Origin of the sequence: Lyngbya aestuarii BL J (genome assembly GCF_000478195.2) — a bacterium.
GTDB classification, from domain to species: Bacteria; Cyanobacteriota; Cyanobacteriia; order Cyanobacteriales; family Microcoleaceae; genus Capilliphycus; species Capilliphycus aestuarii.
Window position 1 is genome coordinate 85,123 of record NZ_AUZM01000016.1, and the last position, 18,420, is coordinate 103,542.

19 protein-coding genes are annotated in these 18,420 nt (G+C 40.3%); 12 read left to right on the plus strand and 7 right to left on the minus strand.

Going from position 1 to position 18,420, the window contains the following annotated elements:
• Positions 1 to 43 precede the first annotated feature (43 nt).
• The 3 genes from M595_RS09285 to M595_RS09295 all read left to right on the plus strand — a co-directional run bounded on the left by M595_RS09285 (position 44) and on the right by M595_RS09295 (position 3,898).
• Positions 44 to 1,627, plus strand: a complete 1,584-nt coding sequence (locus M595_RS09285; RefSeq protein ID WP_023065888.1) for a M16 family metallopeptidase — start codon at positions 44 to 46, stop codon at positions 1,625 to 1,627.
• A 73-nt stretch (positions 1,628 to 1,700) separates the two neighbouring features.
• Positions 1,701 to 3,185, plus strand: coding sequence for a M16 family metallopeptidase (locus M595_RS09290; RefSeq protein WP_023065852.1), 1,485 nt, complete (start codon positions 1,701 to 1,703; stop codon positions 3,183 to 3,185).
• A gap of 146 nt (positions 3,186 to 3,331) precedes the next feature.
• Complete coding sequence (locus tag M595_RS09295; RefSeq protein WP_023065910.1) at positions 3,332 to 3,898, plus strand: metal-dependent hydrolase; 567 nt, start codon at positions 3,332 to 3,334, stop codon at positions 3,896 to 3,898.
• Between the two features lie 44 nt (positions 3,899 to 3,942).
• On the opposite strand, the gene M595_RS09300 is transcribed toward M595_RS09295, so the two are convergent.
• Positions 3,943 to 4,491, minus strand: a complete 549-nt coding sequence (locus tag M595_RS09300) for a peroxiredoxin (protein ID WP_023065935.1) — start codon at positions 4,489 to 4,491, stop codon at positions 3,943 to 3,945.
• Between the two features lie 193 nt (positions 4,492 to 4,684).
• Between M595_RS09300 and M595_RS09305 the strand changes: the two genes are divergently transcribed.
• The 4 genes from M595_RS09305 to M595_RS09320 all read left to right on the plus strand — a co-directional run bounded on the left by M595_RS09305 (position 4,685) and on the right by M595_RS09320 (position 9,161).
• The gene (locus M595_RS09305; protein WP_238987046.1) at positions 4,685 to 6,064 is read left to right on the plus strand and encodes a peptidylprolyl isomerase; all 1,380 of its coding nucleotides are present in this window, start codon (positions 4,685 to 4,687) and stop codon (positions 6,062 to 6,064) included.
• A gap of 178 nt (positions 6,065 to 6,242) precedes the next feature.
• Positions 6,243 to 6,926: a pentapeptide repeat-containing protein gene (locus M595_RS09310; RefSeq protein WP_023065869.1), complete on the plus strand. Its 684-nt coding sequence runs from the start codon at positions 6,243 to 6,245 to the stop codon at positions 6,924 to 6,926.
• 69 nt (positions 6,927 to 6,995) lie between these two features.
• Positions 6,996 to 7,733 (plus strand): cytochrome c biogenesis protein CcdA, encoded by a 738-nt coding sequence (locus M595_RS09315; protein WP_023065895.1) that lies wholly within the window; start codon positions 6,996 to 6,998, stop codon positions 7,731 to 7,733.
• Between the two features lie 33 nt (positions 7,734 to 7,766).
• A complete protein-coding gene (locus tag M595_RS09320; RefSeq protein WP_023065843.1) occupies positions 7,767 to 9,161 on the plus strand; it encodes a cytochrome c biogenesis protein in 1,395 nt (464 codons plus the stop codon).
• 141 nt (positions 9,162 to 9,302) lie between these two features.
• On the opposite strand, the gene M595_RS09325 is transcribed toward M595_RS09320, so the two are convergent.
• Entirely contained in the window at positions 9,303 to 9,896 is a 594-nt protein-coding gene (locus tag M595_RS09325; protein WP_071809897.1) for a DUF2062 domain-containing protein, read from the minus strand.
• Between the two features lie 221 nt (positions 9,897 to 10,117).
• Between M595_RS09325 and trpS the strand changes: the two genes are divergently transcribed.
• Together trpS and M595_RS09335 are read left to right on the plus strand one after the other, a co-directional pair.
• Complete coding sequence (trpS, locus tag M595_RS09330; RefSeq protein WP_023065875.1) at positions 10,118 to 11,128, plus strand: tryptophan--tRNA ligase; 1,011 nt, start codon at positions 10,118 to 10,120, stop codon at positions 11,126 to 11,128.
• Between the two features lie 121 nt (positions 11,129 to 11,249).
• Positions 11,250 to 12,140 carry a methylenetetrahydrofolate reductase gene (locus tag M595_RS09335; RefSeq protein WP_023065921.1) on the plus strand — a complete coding sequence of 297 codons (891 nt, stop codon included), beginning with the start codon at positions 11,250 to 11,252 and terminating at the stop codon, positions 12,138 to 12,140.
• A 468-nt stretch (positions 12,141 to 12,608) separates the two neighbouring features.
• Here the strand turns inward: M595_RS09335 and M595_RS32245 are convergent, their stop codons facing one another.
• The 4 genes from M595_RS32245 to M595_RS09355 are packed head-to-tail and all read right to left on the minus strand — an operon-like array spanning position 12,609 to position 15,853.
• On the minus strand, positions 12,609 to 13,094 hold the full coding sequence (locus M595_RS32245) for a hypothetical protein (RefSeq protein ID WP_023065866.1): 486 nt from the start codon (positions 13,092 to 13,094) through the stop codon (positions 12,609 to 12,611).
• A gap of 24 nt (positions 13,095 to 13,118) precedes the next feature.
• A complete protein-coding gene (locus M595_RS32250; RefSeq protein WP_023065854.1) occupies positions 13,119 to 13,355 on the minus strand; it encodes a CHAT domain-containing protein in 237 nt (78 codons plus the stop codon).
• Positions 13,356 to 13,381: 26 nt separating this feature from the next.
• Positions 13,382 to 13,579: a zinc-ribbon domain-containing protein gene (locus tag M595_RS09350; protein ID WP_023065832.1), complete on the minus strand. Its 198-nt coding sequence runs from the start codon at positions 13,577 to 13,579 to the stop codon at positions 13,382 to 13,384.
• Positions 13,580 to 13,597: 18 nt separating this feature from the next.
• Positions 13,598 to 15,853 carry an NACHT domain-containing protein gene (locus M595_RS09355; protein WP_238987047.1) on the minus strand — a complete coding sequence of 752 codons (2,256 nt, stop codon included), beginning with the start codon at positions 15,851 to 15,853 and terminating at the stop codon, positions 13,598 to 13,600.
• A gap of 522 nt (positions 15,854 to 16,375) precedes the next feature.
• Here M595_RS09355 and M595_RS09360 point away from each other — a divergent pair.
• The 3 genes from M595_RS09360 (at position 16,376) to M595_RS31085 (ending at position 17,876) form a co-directional block, all read left to right on the plus strand.
• Positions 16,376 to 16,915 (plus strand): DUF1349 domain-containing protein, encoded by a 540-nt coding sequence (locus tag M595_RS09360; RefSeq protein WP_023065863.1) that lies wholly within the window; start codon positions 16,376 to 16,378, stop codon positions 16,913 to 16,915.
• A gap of 428 nt (positions 16,916 to 17,343) precedes the next feature.
• Positions 17,344 to 17,556 carry a 30S ribosomal protein S21 gene (gene rpsU / locus M595_RS09365; RefSeq protein WP_009787297.1) on the plus strand — a complete coding sequence of 71 codons (213 nt, stop codon included), beginning with the start codon at positions 17,344 to 17,346 and terminating at the stop codon, positions 17,554 to 17,556.
• A gap of 188 nt (positions 17,557 to 17,744) precedes the next feature.
• On the plus strand, positions 17,745 to 17,876 hold the full coding sequence (locus M595_RS31085) for a class I SAM-dependent methyltransferase (protein ID WP_023065877.1): 132 nt from the start codon (positions 17,745 to 17,747) through the stop codon (positions 17,874 to 17,876).
• 336 nt (positions 17,877 to 18,212) lie between these two features.
• Here M595_RS31085 and M595_RS29175 read toward each other — a convergent pair.
• On the minus strand, positions 18,213 to 18,420 hold a 208-nt coding region (locus tag M595_RS29175), incomplete at its 5' end, for an IS200/IS605 family transposase (RefSeq protein WP_023065878.1).

Genomic DNA, 18,420 nt, shown 5'->3' on the forward strand with positions numbered 1-18,420 from the left:
GTTAAAATTCGTCTGAAAGTATTTCCTTACGAGACTGAAGCCTATGTTTCCGAGTTGGCGTGTTCCCCTTTGTATTCAGCATATCCCAAGCAGCCGAATTTGGCGGGGATTTGTTGGCACCCTATTGATTGGTTTATTGTGGGGATTGTCTATAACCCCTTTGCTTGCTGATGAAAATCCCACCCGTTCCAGTGCTTCCATTCAGCCTTATCTTGATCAGGTGATGGATGAGGTGAGTGAATTTCGCCTCGATAATGGGATGAAATTTATTGTTCTCGAACGCCATAAAGCCCCTGTTGTTTCGTTTCTCATTTATGCAGATGTGGGCGGCGCCAATGAACCGACAGGTCAAACAGGAGTGGCTCATTATTTAGAACATTTAGCTTTTAAGGGAACAAAGCGCATCGGAACAACGAATTATCAACAAGAAAAGCCTTTACTTGAACGCATGGATCAGCTTTTTGAACAGATTCAAGCGGCTGAAAAACAAGGAAAATCTGAACAGGTTTCTCAGTTAGTGGCTGAATTTGAAACGGTGCAAACTGAAGCTTCAAAGTTTGTTAAACCGAATGAATTTTCTCAAATTGTCGAACGAGCGGGGGGAGTGGGATTAAATGCCGCAACTTCTACCGATTCAACTGTTTATTTTTACAGTTTACCCGCCAACAAACTGGAATTATGGATGTCTCTAGAATCTGAACGTTTTCTTGAACCCGTTTTCCGAGAATTTTTTAAAGAAAAACAGGTGATTTTAGAAGAAAGACGACTCCGAACTGATAATTCGCCTGTCGGTCAAATGATTGAAAACTTCACCGCAGAGGCGTTTAAAGTTCATCCTTATGGTCGTCCGGTCATTGGTTATGTAGAAGACTTAAAGACACTTGATCGAGACAATGTAGAGGATTTCTTTGAGAGTTACTACGTTCCTAATAATCTCACCGTTGCGATTGTGGGTGATGTTTATCCCACTCAAGTTAAACAACTCGCTCAAACTTATTTCGGACGCTACACCGCCAAACCTGAACCGCCAAAAATACAACTCGTTGAACCGCCTCAACAGGAAACGCGAGAAGTAACGATGAAATTGCCGTCTCAACCCTGGTATTTTGAGGGTTATCATCGGCCGGCACTGTCTCACCCCGATCATGTGATTTATGAAACGATCGCGAGTATTTTGAGTAATGGTCGCACCTCTCGCCTTTATCAAACTTTAGTCGAAGATCAACAAGTGGCTTTAGCGGCAGAAGGGTTTAGTGGTTATCCGGGTGATAAATATCCCAATTTAATATTATTTTACGCTCTGACTGCTCCGGGTCACTCTGTCGAAGAGGTGGCGGTTGCCTTGCGAAACCAGATCGAAAAATTGAAAACCGAACCTGTTTCTCAAACGGAATTAGAACAGGTAAAAACCCAGGCCAGGGCGAATTTATTGCGATCGTTAGATTCTAATATGGGGATGGCTTTTGCTTTACTAGAATATGAGGTAAAAACCGGAAATTGGATGAATTTATTCAAACAATTGGATGCCATTTCTAAGATTACTCCGGCTGATATTCAACGGGTTGCTCAAGAAACATTCCGCCCAGAAAATCGCACCATTGGCAAATTATTATCCCAAGAGTCTTAGGCTTTAACTGCCAAAAGTTACTCTCATTCATCCATCTATCACCTCTCTAAACGATTTCGACGATTCATCAATTATGCAAGCTCAAGCCAAATTTAACCTGAGAAAATCAAAACGATCTCTATTCGGACTGCTATTCGCCACGATGTTATTAATTATCACCTGGCGTTCTCCGGCAGTTGCCTCGACCGCCAAACATTACACTGAACTGGATTTTCCGCCTTTACCTGAAATTCAATTACCCGAATATACCCGCTATCAACTTGATAATGGAATCATCGTTTATCTAATGGAAGATCGGGAACTTCCTTTAATTGGAGGAACCGCATTATTTCACACTGGAAGTCGATATGAACCCGCCGATCAAGTCGGACTGGCCAGCTTAACTGGAGAAGTCATGCGAACCGGAGGAACAGCCGATCATACCGCAGATGAGTTAAATCAAATTCTTGAACAAAAAGCGGCAGCCGTCGAAACTGGAATTGGTACAACAGCCGGAAGTGCAGGTTTTAGTGCATTGAGTGAAGATTTAGAAGAAGTTTTTGGACTGTTTGCAGAAGTTGTCCAAGAACCTGTTTTTGATGCTCAAAAATTGGAATTGGCTAAAACTCAAGAAAAAGGTGGAATTGCTCGGCGAAATGATAGTCCTGAACGGATCGCAGGACGAGAGTTTCAGAAGTTAATTTATGGCAAAGATAGTCCTTATGCTCGTACTGTTGAATATCAGACACTCAATAACATTCAGCGAGAAGATTTAGTAGAGTTTTATCAGAAATATTTTCACCCCAAAAATATGATTTTAGGCATTTCGGGTGACTTTGAAACTGATAAAATGAAAGCATTAATTGCTGAAAAATTTGGCACCTGGAAACCTGCAAGAACGCTAGAAATTCCACCTGAACCTAACACAAATCAAGTTCATCAAGGCGGAATCTATTTTATTAATCAACCTCAATTGACTCAAAGTTATATTGAAATGGGTCACATCGGAGGTGAACGAAATAATCCGGACTATCCCGAATTAATGGTGTTAAATGGGGTATTAAATGGGTTTGGTGGACGGTTATTTAACCAAATTCGCACCTATCAAGGGTTAGCTTATACCGTCTATGGGATTTGGAATGCTAATTATGATTATCCCGGTGTTTTTATTGCAGGTGGACAAACTCGATCTGATGCGACTGTTGACTTTCTTAAAGCCGTTCAAACTGAGCTTTCTCGAGTTCAACGTGAACCCGTTAAACCGGAAGAATTATCCTATGCTAAAGAGTCAACCCTAAACTCCTTTATCTTCAATTTTGAATCTCCCGATCAAACCTTGTCTCGCTTAATGTTGTATGAATTTTATGATTATCCTCAAGATTTTATCTTTGACTATCAACGTCAAGTAGAAGCCACAACGATTGAGGATATTCAACGAGTTGCTCAAAAGTATCTCAAGCTTGACAAAATCGTGACTTTAGTGGTTGGAAATGAAGCCGAAATTCAGCCCCCGCTATCGACTTTAGATAGTGAAACTAAAATTACAGCGATTGATATTAGCATTCCTGAACCCAGTTAATCACTGAAAAGATTGATCGAGTTATAGGATTATTCATCAGGGGGCGTAAGCCTTACGCCCTAAATGTAATCGCTGCTTAAAGTTCACAGTATTGAGAGTAGAAATAATCTGACTGTTTTGTTGTTTATCTATTTTCTAACTTTCCCATGCCATCACCCGTCGGACATTCACTTGCAGGCATTTGTGGGTATATTCTCGTTCAACCCCATATCCCTAAATATCAGCGGCTTTCTTGCTTATTTACGTCCGTTTTTATTGCCAATGCACCCGATGTAGATATCTTAGCAGGAATTTTATTGCGAGGAGAACCTGGAATTTTTCATCGTCAAGCAACTCATAGTTTGATTTTAGCAATTATTGTTGGTGTCTTAACAGCTTTGATCGCTAAATCAATAAAATTTAAACACTGGAATTGGTTCAGTTTATGGATAGGGGGACTTTATGCAGGTCACATTTTTCTGGATTTAATGGTCGCAGATGATGCCCCTCCTTCTGGAGTACAATTGTTTTGGCCGTTTACTTCTGATTATTTCATTTTTCCCTTGACTATTTTTGGCGGTTTTAACTATGGAGGTTCTGGATTATTTGGCTTTTTATTTTCCCTTTTTAGCTTCCAAAATCTGATTTTTGTTTTACAGGAAATTGTAATTTTAGTTCCCTGTATTTGGTTTATTTGGTACGGAAAAAAATATCTCATAAAAAAGCCTACCTAAAAAGATAGACTGTTTTTTATAGTCAATGACTCTTTTTCAAAACATTAGGAATCGGCTTGCAATTCATCCAAACGTGCTAAAACTTCTTGACTATGAATTGCAGGTCGAACATTTACAAAAGTTTCTCGTAATTGACCTTCAGGATCAATAATAAAACTATGTCGCGTCGAGTAAAAGTTCAACCAAGAACCGTAAGTTTTACTCACAGTACCGTCTGTATCTGCAAGCAAGGGAAATTTCAACCCTTCTGAATCACAAAACTCAGCATGAGAATCAACATCATCTGCACTAATTCCTAAAATTTGTACATTTCGATCTAAATATTTGGGCAAATCTTGTTGAAATCTTCGGGCTTCTAATGTACATCCCGAGGTAAAATCTTGAGGATAAAAATACACAACTACCCACTGACCTTGATAATCAGAAAGCGAAATTTCTCCATCTCCGGTATTCGTCGGTAATGTAAACTCAGGAGCGGGTTGGTTTAAGGTCGGTAGGGTTCCCCCCAATGCCAACGCCGGGGAAGTTAGGTTGAAACTCAAGACCGCCAAACAAGCGGCTAGAAATAAACGGATCAAGGTTCGACGGGACATGATGACTTAAAATGGGAAGGTACTTTACATAAGTTTACACAATTTAGAAAAATAGACTCAATCCTAATTTTGCGGTTGATCCTGATCTCGTCTTTAGATGATTGAAGGAACTTAATTGCTCTAGTTCGGGTCAAGATGAAGGCGTTAACCTCGGTCAGTTGAACTTTTTTACAACTTCTGAAGGCTAAACAAATTGACGACTTTTATTGCAAACAATTTACCTCAAAAAATGGAAGATCTACCTGTATTAACTGGCTCTGCGGTTGCGATTATGATTATTAATGGACAACCCGTTGTTATTCAAGTTAATGGCGATAATGCCCCAATTACGGCTGGAAATTTTATTGATTTAGTTGAGCGAGATTTTTATGATGGGATTTCATTTCATCGTGTTGCTCGTGAACCCAATCCCTTTGTTGTTCAAGCGGGTGATCCCAATAGTCTTGACCCCAATTTTCCAGAAAATCAACTGGGAAGTGGGGGTTTTATTGATCCGACAACAGGTCAAGAACGGACAATTCCTTTAGAAATTTTACCTCAAGGTGCTACAGAACCGATTTATGGTCAAACCTTTGAACAAGCTGGAATAACTGTTCCTCCGGTATTACCAAATACTCAGGGAACTATCGCCATGGCGCGTACAAATGACCCGAATTCTGCCTCCTCACAATTTTTTATTAATTTATCGGATTCTGACTTCTTAGATGGGAATTATGCCGTTTTTGGTGAGGTCATTCAAGGGTTTGCAGTTGTCGATCAAATTCAACAAGGCGATCGCATTCAAGATGCAGAAGTTGTTGCGGGAATTGTTCCTAGTCGAGAGTCTGCTGTTATTGACGATCCTCTATTGTTAAACAACTTTATTAATACGGTTAATCTTACCAGTTTACCTCTGAATTTTTCCTTGTTTCCGAGTGACTTTGATGCCGATAATCAAGTGACAATTACCCCGGAAGATGCTCAACAAGCGACTTCAGGGATTTTGTTGCGAGGGGGTAATGATCAGGCGACAGGTTCATCGATTGCTGATGTGATTAATGGCAATCAAGGTAATGACACGATTACTGGAGAAGCCGGAGATGACTATATTTTTGGGGGTCAAGATAATGATCTCATTAATGGTGGTGATGGCAATGATATTATTAATGGAAATCGCGGACAAGATGTGATTTCTGGGGGGAACGGAGATGACTTTATTCGCGGAGGACAAGACAATGATGTTTTAAATGGAGACGGAGGAAATGATTATTTAATTGGGGATTTAGGATCAGATACAATGACAGGAGGAGTCGGTGCAGATACGTTTATGTTGAGAGTCGATGAATCGGCAGGAGTCAGAGATTTTAATGCTGTTGATCGGATTACTGATTTTAACATCGGTGAAGGCGATCGCATTGCGATTATTGGCGATATTAGTGCTTCAGAACTTAGTTATAATATTGTCCGGCAAGATACCTATATTTTCCGCACCAATGGCGACTTTTTGGGCATCGTCCAGAATGTTCTTCCGGATGCGGTTCAAAACTCAGTTGTTGTCGTTTCTCCTAATGATTTAGGTTTGACAATTGGATAGAGATTGGGTAAACTTAGTATAGATTTAAAATCACATCTAAGTTGATAATTTTTTGCTTTGGTTTGACTTCAATCTACATCTGTGGGTTGGAGTCAGATGACTGATTATCACAAGAAATTAGGTGCAATCATCAGATATCGAAATCGGTTGTCGTCCATAAAGAGGATTGAGAAAAGGTATGAATCTTCAGAAATTGGTCATCATCCTATTCTTAGTAATTGGATTGATATTCGGGGGAACAACTCCGGTTCAAGCCTCAAATTCTCAAGCTCTCAATCGACTGATGAAAAGCAAGTCTTGTAAAACATTTCTTTGGAAAACCTGTGATTTTAGAAATGCCGATTTGCGAGGTTTAGCATTATCTGAAGTCAAACTTTCAGGCGCCAATTTGAGAGGGGCAGACTTAAGAAATGCCATCCTTAAATCTGCTGATTTATCCGGGGCTGATTTAAGAGATGCTAAACTCACAAAAGCGAACTTATTTAGAGCGAATTTACGTCGGGCTAATTTAGAAGGGGCAGATTTACGAGAAGCCGGGTTGTGGGCGGCAGATTTAACCTTAGCAAATCTCACCAACGTTAACTTAGAAAATGCTAATTTATTACAAGCAAAACTGTGGGGAACGAACCTAACCAAAGCTAATTTAAAGCAAGCCAGTTTACACGGCACTAATCTTCAATATGCTAATTTAGCACACAGTAACCTCAGTAATGCTGACCTGCATAGCTATTATTTTAGAGAATCTCAAAACATCACAAATCTCAGTAATGCTAACTTAGAAGGCGCTAATTTAAAAGATACAAATTTGAAAGGTGTTCTCATGCGAGGTACAATCATGCCCGATGGTCATATTAACGAATAGGGACGTATAACTCTAGTCAGACTGAGAAAACGTTACAATTTGTGATGAACGTGAACTGTATCGGAACTCATGCTCGATAGCCTCCAAACTCAACTGTATGAAATTGCTCAATATGCCAACACCCTCGTCAAAACCCAATTAACGCAACTCAGTTGGGTGAGTGTGGGGATTATTTTCTTAGCGGGCTTGCTGACTAGCCTCACTCCTTGTATGCTATCTATGCTACCGATTACCATTGGCTATATTGGCGGCTATGAAACCCAAAATCGTCTACAAGCCGCAGCCCAATCGACTTGGTTTGCATTGGGATTAGCGACAACTTTAGCAGGTTTAGGAATTCTAGCAACAGTCGTCGGACAAGTTTATGGTCAGATTGGTATTGGCTTACCGATAATTGTCAGTATTGTTGCGATTTTAATGGGGTTAAATTTATTGGAAGCTTTACCCATTCCCCTACCTGCTCTTGATACGATGGAATGGATTCCTAAAAACATTCCCAATGGTGTTCGTTCCTACTTTTTAGGACTGACTTTTGGTTTAGTCGCTTCTCCCTGTAGCACTCCCGTTTTAGCAACATTATTAGCTTGGGTTTCGACTTCAAAAGATTGGGTCTTAGGTGGGGTTTTTCTCCTGGCTTATGCGGCTGGATATGTCGCCCCTTTAGTCTTAGCCGGAACCTTTACAGCTAGCATCAAAAAACTGCTTTCTCTACGACAATGGTCAGGTTGGATTACTCCCGTGAGTGGGGCGTTATTAGTCGGATTTGGTGTGTTTTCGCTGTTATCTCGATTTGTTCCAATAACCTAGACCGATATTAAAATATAGAAAAAATCTCATAAAATGACAGCAAAAGAATTATTTTTATCTAAACTTTCTGACTGGGGAACAACGCCTCTAAAAGTTTTGCAGAAGGAAATTTTACCGATTCTAGCAAACTTAAGATTAGCGATTGTATTATTACTCGTGATTGCGATTTTTAGTGTATCTGGAACCGTTATAGAACAGGGTGAATCTCTGGAATTTTATCAAGCGAATTATCCAGAAAATCCTGCTTTATTTGGGTTTCTGACCTGGAAAATAATTGCATTAGTTGGCTTAGATCATGTTTATCGAACTTGGTGGTTTTTGACGCTGTTATTACTGTTTGGGAGTAGCTTAATTGCTTGTACGTTTACCCGACAACTCCCCAACTTGAAATCTGCTCGCCGCTGGAATTATTATCAAAGTCCGAAACAATTTAAAAACCTCGCATTAAGTGCAGAAATAGAAACAGGTTCTCTAGAAACGCTGAAAACGCTATTACAAAAACGTCGTTATCGTATCTTTGAAGAAGACCATAAACTCTATGCCAGAAAAGGATTAATGGGACGTATCGGGCCGATTATTGTTCATGCTAGTATGATTTTGATTTTAATCGGTTCTTTAGTGGGTTCTTTAACCGGGTTTATCGCCCAAGAAATCGTTCCCAGTGGAGAAACCTTTCAAGTTAAACGGATTATTGATGCAGGGCCATTTGCTGCCTCTCAAGTTCCTCAAGATTGGTCAGTTAGAGTCAATAGATTTTGGATTGATTATACTCCAGACGGAACCATTGATCAATTTTATTCCGACTTATCCGTTCTCGATAATCAGGGTTCAGAAGTTGACCGTCAAACTATTCACGTCAACAAACCCCTCAAACACAATGGTGTGACCTTTTATCAAGCAGATTGGGGAATTGCTGGAATTAAGATTCGGATGAATAGAAGCCCTGTTTTACAACTGCCAATGGCACAATTAGATACAGGCGGAAATGGGCGAATTTGGGGAACTTGGATTCCCACAAAACCTGATTTGAGTGCGGGTGTTTCCCTGTTAGCGAGGGATTTACAAGGAACTTTATTATTGTATGATAATGAAGGTCAACTGGTATCAACGTTGCGCCCCGGAATGTCTACCGAAGTCAATGGCGTCACGTTATTTATCGATGAAGTCGTTGGAAGTACCGGACTCCAAATTAAAGCAGACCCCGGAATTCCGATTGTTTATTTAGGGTTTGGGTTGTTGATGGTGAGTGTATTAATGAGTTATGTTTCTCACTCCCAAATTTGGGTTTTAGAAGCCGATAACCGTTTGTATCTGGGCGGAAAAACCAATCGTGCTAAAGTTGTGTTTGAACGAGAAGTGATTGCAATTTTGGATGAAATTCAACCGACATCGGACAACGAAACATCATCAAAAACCGCCCCAGTTTAATTCCCCTCAGAAATACCCCCAGAATTGGGGGTCACGGGGGGGCGGGGGACTTTTTATATTCTGATTCCCCAGTTTCAAAGCAGGGCGAGGGGAGAGAAAGCACGGGGAGTAAATCTTTAAGTCTTTTATAGAAGTTTTAACCTAACTTTCTCCGAGTTCCTGCTTTCTACGTTTGGGAGGAATTTTACTCGAAATTTTATGAAGATTCCAAACTTGTTTAACTTGTTGTTTGCGCCAATGTCGAATAATTTTTAGGCTAGCCAAATAGGTCGAAATCCCACTCATTGTCCCGATGACACAACATCCAAATAATAAACAGATCGCAAATTCTGCCCCAACCGCTAAAATATCTTCAATTGAGTGTAAACTTCCCCAATCCTCAAATAAGGGTTGTTGAGAACCGAGCAACAATCGTCCAATTTTGTAGTTAAATAGAAAAATCGGCACGTAAGTTAAAGGATTACTCACCCAAGTTCCGGCTGCGGCTAAGAGTTTGTGACCTCGAAACACCACGGCGAAGGAGACACCCATCAAAATCTGTAAGCCAAAGAAAGGAAAACATCCCGCAAACACGCCTAACGCTAGCCCTCTCGCCAAATATTCCGGTGTTCCCTTCATCGCCATCACACGTCGATAGAGACGGCGCAGCCATCGTCCACAATATCGATAAAGAAGTTTAAATCTTCGCACTACAGACTTCTTTGTTTGGCGTAGTGAGTTTTTAAACCGGAACACGGGTGATTTCTCCTGGTTTTTACTGATCTTTATTTTAAGAAGATTCTCATGATCCTGCCAGTTAACCCTAAACATTTGGGTAACGTTCTGCAAACTGCTCTGTGATCAATGAGATTATAGAGAGAATAGACTACAATTTACCTTGATTCCGAGGAATTCACCACTCAGGTGTGAGCATAACGTGCCAATATAGTATAAGTCCAGTCCGAAATTGACCGATTATGGGTAAACAGCGAGTTCTCTCAGGCGTTCAACCAACCGGAAACCTTCATCTCGGCAACTACTTAGGCGCAATTCGCAACTGGGTTGAAGGTCAAAGTCAGTATGATAATTTCTTCTGTGTGGTCGATTTACACGCCATTACCGTACCGCACAACCCCGCCACCTTAGCGGCTGATACCTACACCATAGCAGCTTTGTATTTGGCTTGTGGCATTGATCTAGAGCATTCTACTATTTTTGTTCAGTCTCACATTAGCGCTCATAGCGAGTTAACGTGGTTGCTCAATTGTATTACGCCGATTAACTGGCTACAAGATATGATCCAGTTTAAGGAAAAAGCCATCAAACAAGGTGAAAATGTCAGTACGGGTTTACTGGATTATCCGGTGTTAATGGCTGCCGATATTTTACTCTATGATGCGGATCAAGTTCCGGTTGGAGAAGACCAAAAACAACATTTAGAATTAACTCGGGATATCGCCGCGCGGTTTAATCATATGTTTGGTCAGGAAGAAGAAGAAATTCTCAAAATCCCTGAACCGATGATTAGAACAGAAGGCGCTAGGGTGATGAGTTTAACCGATGGTACCCGCAAAATGTCAAAATCAGACCCTTCTGAATTGAGTCGGATTAATTTACTTGATCCTCCAGAAACCATCACTAAAAAAATTAAGCGTTGTAAAACGGACTCGGTAAGGGGTTTAGAATTTGATAATTCTGAACGCCCCGAATGTCATAACCTTTTAATGCTTTATGCTATTCTTTCTGGTCAAACTAAAGACGAAGTTAAAATTCAATGTCAGGATATGGGTTGGGGTCAATTTAAACCCCTATTAACGGAAACAACAATTGAGGCCCTCAAACCCATTCAAGAAAAGTATAAAGCAGTAATGGGCGATCGCGCTTATTTAGAATCTGTCCTCAAAGACGGTCGAGAAAAAGCAGAAGCGGTGGCGAATGCAACGTTAGCCCGAGTTAAAAAAGCATTGGGTTATTCAACTCCGCTTTAAGTGGAAACAGACTCAAACCAATAAGTTGATCAAATAGGAAGCATCTCGATAATTTTAGAGGTGAAGCTGAGTTTTGAGTAAACAATCAAACCCTAATTAATCTAACATTCACAATCAATTAATGAATTATTTTCGTACAGCTTGTTCAACCCCCGGAGAATTTATTATTACCGCAGAAATTGCACCGCCAAAAGGGGCAAATCCGACTCACATGATTGAGATGGCAAACACCCTAAAAGGTCGGGTTCATGCAGTTAATATTACTGATGGTAGTCGGGCGGTTTTGGGTATGAGTTCGTTGGCATCTGCGATTATTTTAAAAAGTCATGGCATTGAACCCATTTGTCAAATGGCTTGTCGCGATCGCAATCGAATTGGTTTACAAGCCGATTTATTGGGGGCAGATGCGTTGGGAATTCGCAATGTTTTAGCCCTCACAGGTGATCCTGTCAAAGTCGGTGATCATCCCAAAGCAAAGTCTGTTTTTGATTTTGAATCAGTACGATTATTAACCGCAATTCAAAAGTTAAATAACGGTACAAATTGGAATGATAAAGCCTTATCTGATGGGGCGACAGATTTATTTGCGGGGGCGGCGGTTGATCCCCAATCTCCCAGTTTGTCCGGCTTAAAAAGTCGATTTGAACGCAAATTAAAAGCCGGGGCGCAGTTTTTTCAAAGTCAATTAATCACAGATTTTGACCGCCTTGATAAGTTTATGACCGAAGTTGCAGCAGGCATTGACCAACCGATTTTAGCCGGAATATTTTTATTGAAATCTGCTAAAAATGCCCGATTTATTAATAAGTATGTTCCCGGTGTTAAGATTCCCGAATCAACAATAGAACGCTTAGAAAAAGCCCCCAAACCGCTAGAAGAAGGGGTAACAATTGCCGCCGAACAAGTGAAAACAGCCCGTCAACTTTGTCGGGGTGTTCATTTGATGGCAGTTAAACGAGAAGATTTGATTTCTAAAATTTTAGATGTGGCGGGAATTCCACCCTTATATTAACCTGCTATCACACCTTTTAATTGTCAATTGGAGGAGATGGGGAGATCTTGACTTCTAACTTCTGATCTGAAATACAGAAAATAATGCTACAGATACTTGATCTCCCTAAATCTACCTTAAAAAATAGGGAGTTAGTGACACGATTAAAGAACAACAGGATTAGAACAAATCTAGAAATTACGATAACGTTTTGGCTTCGACTTCTAGCCAGGGTTCTAACTGAGTGAATAGAGGTTCTAATTGAGATTTGAATTCAAGCCAGAGATTTGCGTCTTTAAGAACTTTGTTAGCTTTTTGTAAACTTTTGGCTGCATAACTTTTATCAGGTTCATCTTCCTGAACTGCTTCTTGAGCATTTTCTAGGTAATTTAGAGCTTTTTCCTGCTGTTTTTCGGGTAAATTTGAATTGCGAAAAATAGCTTAAATTTTTTGGATTAATGTTATAATTTCTGTAATAGTAAGTTGTTTTTAAGAGTGATCTGAATTGAACTTTTGAGTTTGAGTTAGGTCACGTCCGGCTTGACCCAATTGAACCTTTGAAAAAGTCCCGCCACTAAAGTTCATAGATTGAGATTTAGGTTGTTCTGACATAGGTTTAAAAGATGAATCATCTTGATTTTGAGCCTGCTGAGTTTCCTCAATATCAGAAATATAATGTCGAGGACGATACCGAATTTGTGGAGTATCCGACTCTGATATTCCTTCTAAATCAATCGAATTGCCAGCAAAGTTGAAACATTTATCATAGGATTTTCCTGCTCCTAAAGCTTCATAAAACGCCGTAGAAAAATTAATTGCTGCAACATCTCCAACGGCTTTATTCATCCCCACAACACAATCAATATATTGATGAATGGCTTGGGCTTGTTCTTCGCTGTAGCAAGCGTTGAGAACAACACATTGAACTTTGGTTTGAAACTGTTTAAACAGCTTGGCTAAGGCTTCACTACTCACGAGTTTAGTTTCTCCCAAATCGTTTTATAATATCAGTCCGTTACTCCCAGAACCATGACCCGAAAAGTGAACAATTGCAGGTTCATATTCTAATAATGCTCGTCGCAAGTCTTTCACCCGAACGGCTGACTCACTCACAACTTTAAATTGTTCTCGATTTTTTGACTGTTTCAACGCTTCTTTGATTTCGCGGATTTCTTCTCCCAAACGCAACTGAACCGAATTTTTGGGATTGGATAATAAAATCAAAATGGTCTTCATGGTTGAATCTCCTTGATGTTACGAGTTTAGTTAGAAATACTATCAGAATTTAGTGCGGTTCCACACTGGGAACAAAAGTTAAACTCCGGTGCATTTTCATGTTGGCAATTTCCACAAATTTTATTAGAGACTGATTCGGGTTCTAATGTCTCAACGGTTTTTAAAGTCTCAACTTCTTCTGAATTAACCGCATTTATCAGGTCTATCGACTGAGAAACTTTCACCGAACTTTATGGAACTTGTTAGGGTTCAACTTGGGCAAAATGTTCGAGTAGCATTCGGTGAATAAAGATGTAACCGCCCCCAACTTTTTGCAGGAAGATTAGTTCGGTGGCGTAGTCTAGAAAACGAGCATAATTCCAGGGAGAAAAGCCTTTTTTGTAAAGCATTGAACGCAAAGTTAAGTGTTGGATGACAGCATATCCACCACCGAAAGCTAGGCCGATTGTTAGACAGAATGGTATGCTAAAGAAGAAAGATTCCCACGATATACCATCATATTTTTTCAGGAAAATATCAAATAGCTCCCCACCTAATAATCCTAGTATTCCTACTACTATAGCTATAATTATCCCAACAAATAGAGCATTTAATGCAGATTTTTTTATTCCTTGATTTGGAACCTTTTTAGTGTCTATTTCTGGCCCTTTTAATCCTTGAACAATAGCATATGGCACCCCAACAAAAATCAGCACAGAAATCTGCCCTCCAATCAGCACAGAAATCAGCCCTGAAATTAGCCCTGAAATTAGCCCTTGTTTTATACTTTTTTTAAATTCTTGGCTCGACCATTTTAAGCTTTCAACAGTTTTAATTTCCCCTCCAATCAGCCCTCCAATTAGCCCAAAAATTAGCCCAAAAATTAGCCCTGAAATCAGCCCTGAAATCGGCTCAAAAATCAGCACAACAATCAGCCCTGAAATTAGCCCTGAAATTAGCCCTGAAATTAGCCCTGAAATTAGCCCTTGTTTTATACTTTTTTTAAATTCTTGGCTCGACCATTTTAAGCTTTCAACAGTTTTAATTTCTCCTCCAATCAGCCCATAAATCAGCCCATAAATCAGCCCATAAATCGGACTAGAAATCAGCCCATGAATCGGCTCAGGAAACGGCCCTGAAATCGGCTCAGAAATCGGCCCTGAAATCAGCCCTGAAATCGGCTCAGAAATCAGCCCAAAAATCAGCCCAAAAATCAGCACAGAAGCCAATGCACTAACAATACGATAAAAGATACGTTCACCCTTTTTTTCTAACCAAGTAAACTGTATTTTTTCGATGAGAAATACAGTTTGAGACTCTTGTACCATCCGGGTCGCCAGCCAGGTGAGCCAATGTTTGGTTTGTTCAGGCGTATATTTCATCCTCATAGCCCGTCCATGAGGCTGAAACATTCGCTCAATATAGTTTTCAAAAAGATGCTGACGACGTTCCTCAATAGAACTGAATTGCTGTAAATTTTCAATAGAGATATCTTTGTAAGCCATGCTAGCAATACTGAGAGTCAGGGGAGATTTCATCATCTCTTGCATCGCTGTATCTTGTTGAAAGATAGTTTTAATACCTTGAAGTTGTTCCCCAGCATTGTTTAGATACTGATTAATATGTTCTGAGGTTAAAGGTTGAACGCAGATAGCAGCCCGCACTTGTAGGCGATTTGAGAGGGCTTGATAGTCTTTTATTCGGCTACAAACCACCATCTCCGTTACTCCATAGTCTTTCATAAATTGATTGATTTCTTCTACACAATCTTCTCGATGTTTGGCTCGCACCTCATCCAAACCATCCAGTAGAAGTAACAGTTGTTGCTCTTGCACCCATGCTTTACCCAAAGACTTAGAAACACCATAGTTGCTCTCAAGTTCATCGACTAACCAATCGGCGATTTTTTGCTGCTTTTTTGCCCAAGAAGATAAGTTAAAAACCACAGGTATGGGCTGATTAAAATTTTCCGAAGTCCGAGCGATTAAATCCCGTGTTAACTTCAACAAAATCGTTGTTTTTCCGGCTCCGGGTTCACCCAAAATCAGCAGCGTTCCCCCCTCTCCCATCTGATTAAATGCAGTGGTGATTCCTCGACTTGTAGATAAAGGTTTTTGTGATTGCTCTGGGGAGATTTGAACATTACTAAAAGGACGCTCTACCAAATCGGGTCGTTCTTCGAGTCCGAGGTCAATCATCGCTTTATTATGCAATGACCGTTCTAAGACATCCTCTACCCAAAATTCTTTGACTTGGCTCAATAGTTTTTGTCGGAAGCGATATTCTTGTTGGGTTGGGGGTTTAACTTCTCGACTAAATAAACCTGTAAAACTCAAACGCTCATAGATGGTTACAGTCTGAATCATATCGCGTCCAGCCTGAGCAATTTGAGAGCCTTCTATGGATGCACCATCAATATTGACTCGTTGGTTATGACTGGGTTGTAAACTCATCATTACCTCATCATAAATGTACAGAACTGATGTTGACGATTGTTCCGATATTTTTCTTCTAATCATGCTATTATCCCCCTTTACCTCGGTGAAAAAAAGGAATTCGTCATTGGTTGGATAATGTTTGTTTGACTATAAATTAGCATTTACACTTGGCTTCAGAGTTGGGGTTCTGAACCTCTCTAAAGCTGCTGTATCGAGAATATCAAGATGAACTGCACACAAGCAAGTCGAAAATTTAAAGGCTGAATCTAGCTTCAGGATTGAGTTTTAGCAGTGGGGTAAGTTATTTGACTTCGGGGAATCCCCGAACTTTTCACCCAATTTTTGATAAATTTTTCAAAATTAGTAATTTTTAAGGCATTTGGACATTCTTAAGACCTGTCTGCAAAGTTAATTTCCGACAGTAAAGCCACCATACAGAGATACATCCAAGAAAGGTACTCACCCATCGATTAGTTTTTTACCTAGCCAAAAGTACAGGTATTACTGACCCGGGGTTAGGGGCTATCCAATCAACTTAGACTTTTCCGACTATTACTTTTTCAGTTGACTTATTATTGAATTGTTACTAATCTAAAAAAAACGATGCAATGGTATAATGAACCGCCCCAATGGACAGAAGATCAAAATAAAATTCAAGTGTTGTCTGGGGCTAAAACCGATTTTTGGCGAACAACCCATTATGGTTTTATTCGGGATAACGGTCACTTTTATTATCAAGAAGTTTCGGGAAACTTTACCGCAGAAGTTAAAATTATTGGAGAATATCAAGACCTCTATGATCAAGCAGGGCTGATGATTCGTCAGGATGAAAACACCTGGTTAAAATGTGGGATAGAATTCGTCAACGGGGTACAACAGGCGAGTGTTGTCGTGACTAGAGATTATTCTGACTGGTCAGTGGTTCCCTTACCTCAAAACCCGGAATGGATCATTTTGCGGTTAAAACGAAATGCAGAAGCCGTAGAGGTTGAATATTCTCTCGATGGCGATCGCTATAATCTGTTACGATTAGCTTATCTCAGTGACACCGAAAAGCTACAAGTTGGGTTGATGTGTGCCTCACCTGATGGAAAAGGGTTTTCAGTCACCTTTGAAGAATTGAAGTTCTCTGAGTTGAGTTGATCAGATCATCGTTGGTGAAATGATTTCGAGATTTTCAGCGATCGCACAGTTAAAAATGATAATCTGATCAGATCCAAGCCTGAACGACTCGTGTTAAAATCTAGTCGAGTAAAGGGAGTGGCTTTTCCTAACCTCAGAGCGTTGAAATATTGCCGGAGAAGATGTAACGGTGATATAGCGCTCAGGTTAAAGCATTTGACAAGCAGAGCCAAAAAACACCAAAAGTCAAAATTGAGATCCTTCTGCTGTCGGGCAGCCAGTGGAAGTCAAATCAAAATGCCTGTGGACTCGGTCTGACGGGGGTTAGATTTCTCTGAAGTCTAGTCTAGTTAAGAGAGGTTGAAGCAAGAATCTCCAAGCAAGCGCAAAACTTGTCGGTGAGAGTGTCAATAACTAACTAACAAGTAATTCATAAGGGAGGATATTGAATGGCTCAAGTGGTCGTCGGGGAAAGCGAACAGTTGGAGTCAGCCCTGCGTCGGTTCAAACAAAAAGTCTCTAGGGCGGGTATTTTTGCAGACATGAAAAAGAACCGCTATTTTGAAACACTCGCCGAAAAACAAAAGCGAAAGGAAATAGCCAGACATAGAGAACGCCGCAGAATGCGGAACTCTCGAAAACGGTTTGAACAGGTTCGTTAGGATTTCCGAGATGGAATGATCATCCAAACTCAATTGTTTGATTTGCCCTCAGATGTGGAACCTAGAAGAATATACAAAAAATTCTGATGCTCAACTTCGGTGGGCAAAGCAATTGCGTTCTCATCTCGATTTGAATGGGGGTGAATCGGTTCTTGATGTCGGCTGTGGAGATAGAAAAATAACTGCGAATGCCAGCAGCTTCTCTATCTTCAGGAAAAGTCGTCGGAATCGATAGTTCTCCCGAATTGATTGCCTATGCAGCACAGAGTTATCGACCTTTTGAGTATGCAAATCTTTCTTTTGCCTGTCTCGATGCGTGATCACTTCGGTTTACCACCGAATTTGAGATCGTATTCTCCAACGCTGTGCTGCATTGGGTTGATCATTCTCCAGCCCGTAACCCTAAAATTATTAAGATCAAACCCGGAACACTGGATGATACTCGTTGGCTTCAACTTGTGGGCAATTGATGGACTCGAAGCACTCAAAATGGGTTGTTTTCAGCGAAAAAATGCTCAATGATGAAGCACAACCCCAAGATTACTCAGAACGGTTTGAACGATTTTATGATCAGCCCTAAAAGTTAGTCAAACTTTAGCTTCTTCCCCAAGAAGCCCCACGTCTGACCCGACAGAGCAGCGTGAGATGAATTGCGGTCAGGGTTTATCGGAATTAGGTTTGTTCTGATTTTCGATATATTGTCGCCGAGTTGAAATAGTAACTCCGCCGCAACTAGCAACAAAGTAAGAGCCATTCCATAAAACATCTTTCCAGTAAAAAGAATTTAAGTGGTCGGAAAATTCTTGTCTAAGCTTTCGAGACGTTACAGATTTGAGATTATTAACCAAATTACTTAAAGCAATG

What these genes read in the sequence shown, in the direction of transcription:
- M595_RS09285 (WP_023065888.1), top strand. Translation starts at nt 44, where the DNA reads ATGTTTCCGAGTTGGCGTGTTCCCCTTTGTATTCAGCATATCCCAAGC.
- M595_RS09290 (WP_023065852.1), top strand. Translation starts at nt 1,701, where the DNA reads ATGCAAGCTCAAGCCAAATTTAACCTGAGAAAATCAAAACGATCTCTA.
- M595_RS09295 (WP_023065910.1), top strand. Translation starts at nt 3,332, where the DNA reads ATGCCATCACCCGTCGGACATTCACTTGCAGGCATTTGTGGGTATATT.
- M595_RS09300 (WP_023065935.1), bottom strand. Translation starts at nt 4,491, where the DNA reads ATGTCCCGTCGAACCTTGATCCGTTTATTTCTAGCCGCTTGTTTGGCG.
- M595_RS09310 (WP_023065869.1), top strand. Translation starts at nt 6,243, where the DNA reads ATGAATCTTCAGAAATTGGTCATCATCCTATTCTTAGTAATTGGATTG.
- M595_RS09315 (WP_023065895.1), top strand. Translation starts at nt 6,996, where the DNA reads ATGCTCGATAGCCTCCAAACTCAACTGTATGAAATTGCTCAATATGCC.
- M595_RS09320 (WP_023065843.1), top strand. Translation starts at nt 7,767, where the DNA reads ATGACAGCAAAAGAATTATTTTTATCTAAACTTTCTGACTGGGGAACA.
- trpS (WP_023065875.1), top strand. Translation starts at nt 10,118, where the DNA reads ATGGGTAAACAGCGAGTTCTCTCAGGCGTTCAACCAACCGGAAACCTT.
- M595_RS09335 (WP_023065921.1), top strand. Translation starts at nt 11,250, where the DNA reads ATGAATTATTTTCGTACAGCTTGTTCAACCCCCGGAGAATTTATTATT.
- M595_RS32250 (WP_023065854.1), bottom strand. Translation starts at nt 13,355, where the DNA reads ATGAAGACCATTTTGATTTTATTATCCAATCCCAAAAATTCGGTTCAG.
- M595_RS09355 (WP_238987047.1), bottom strand. Translation starts at nt 15,853, where the DNA reads ATGATTAGAAGAAAAATATCGGAACAATCGTCAACATCAGTTCTGTAC.
- M595_RS09360 (WP_023065863.1), top strand. Translation starts at nt 16,376, where the DNA reads ATGCAATGGTATAATGAACCGCCCCAATGGACAGAAGATCAAAATAAA.
- rpsU (WP_009787297.1), top strand. Translation starts at nt 17,344, where the DNA reads ATGGCTCAAGTGGTCGTCGGGGAAAGCGAACAGTTGGAGTCAGCCCTG.
- M595_RS31085 (WP_023065877.1), top strand. Translation starts at nt 17,745, where the DNA reads ATGCCAGCAGCTTCTCTATCTTCAGGAAAAGTCGTCGGAATCGATAGT.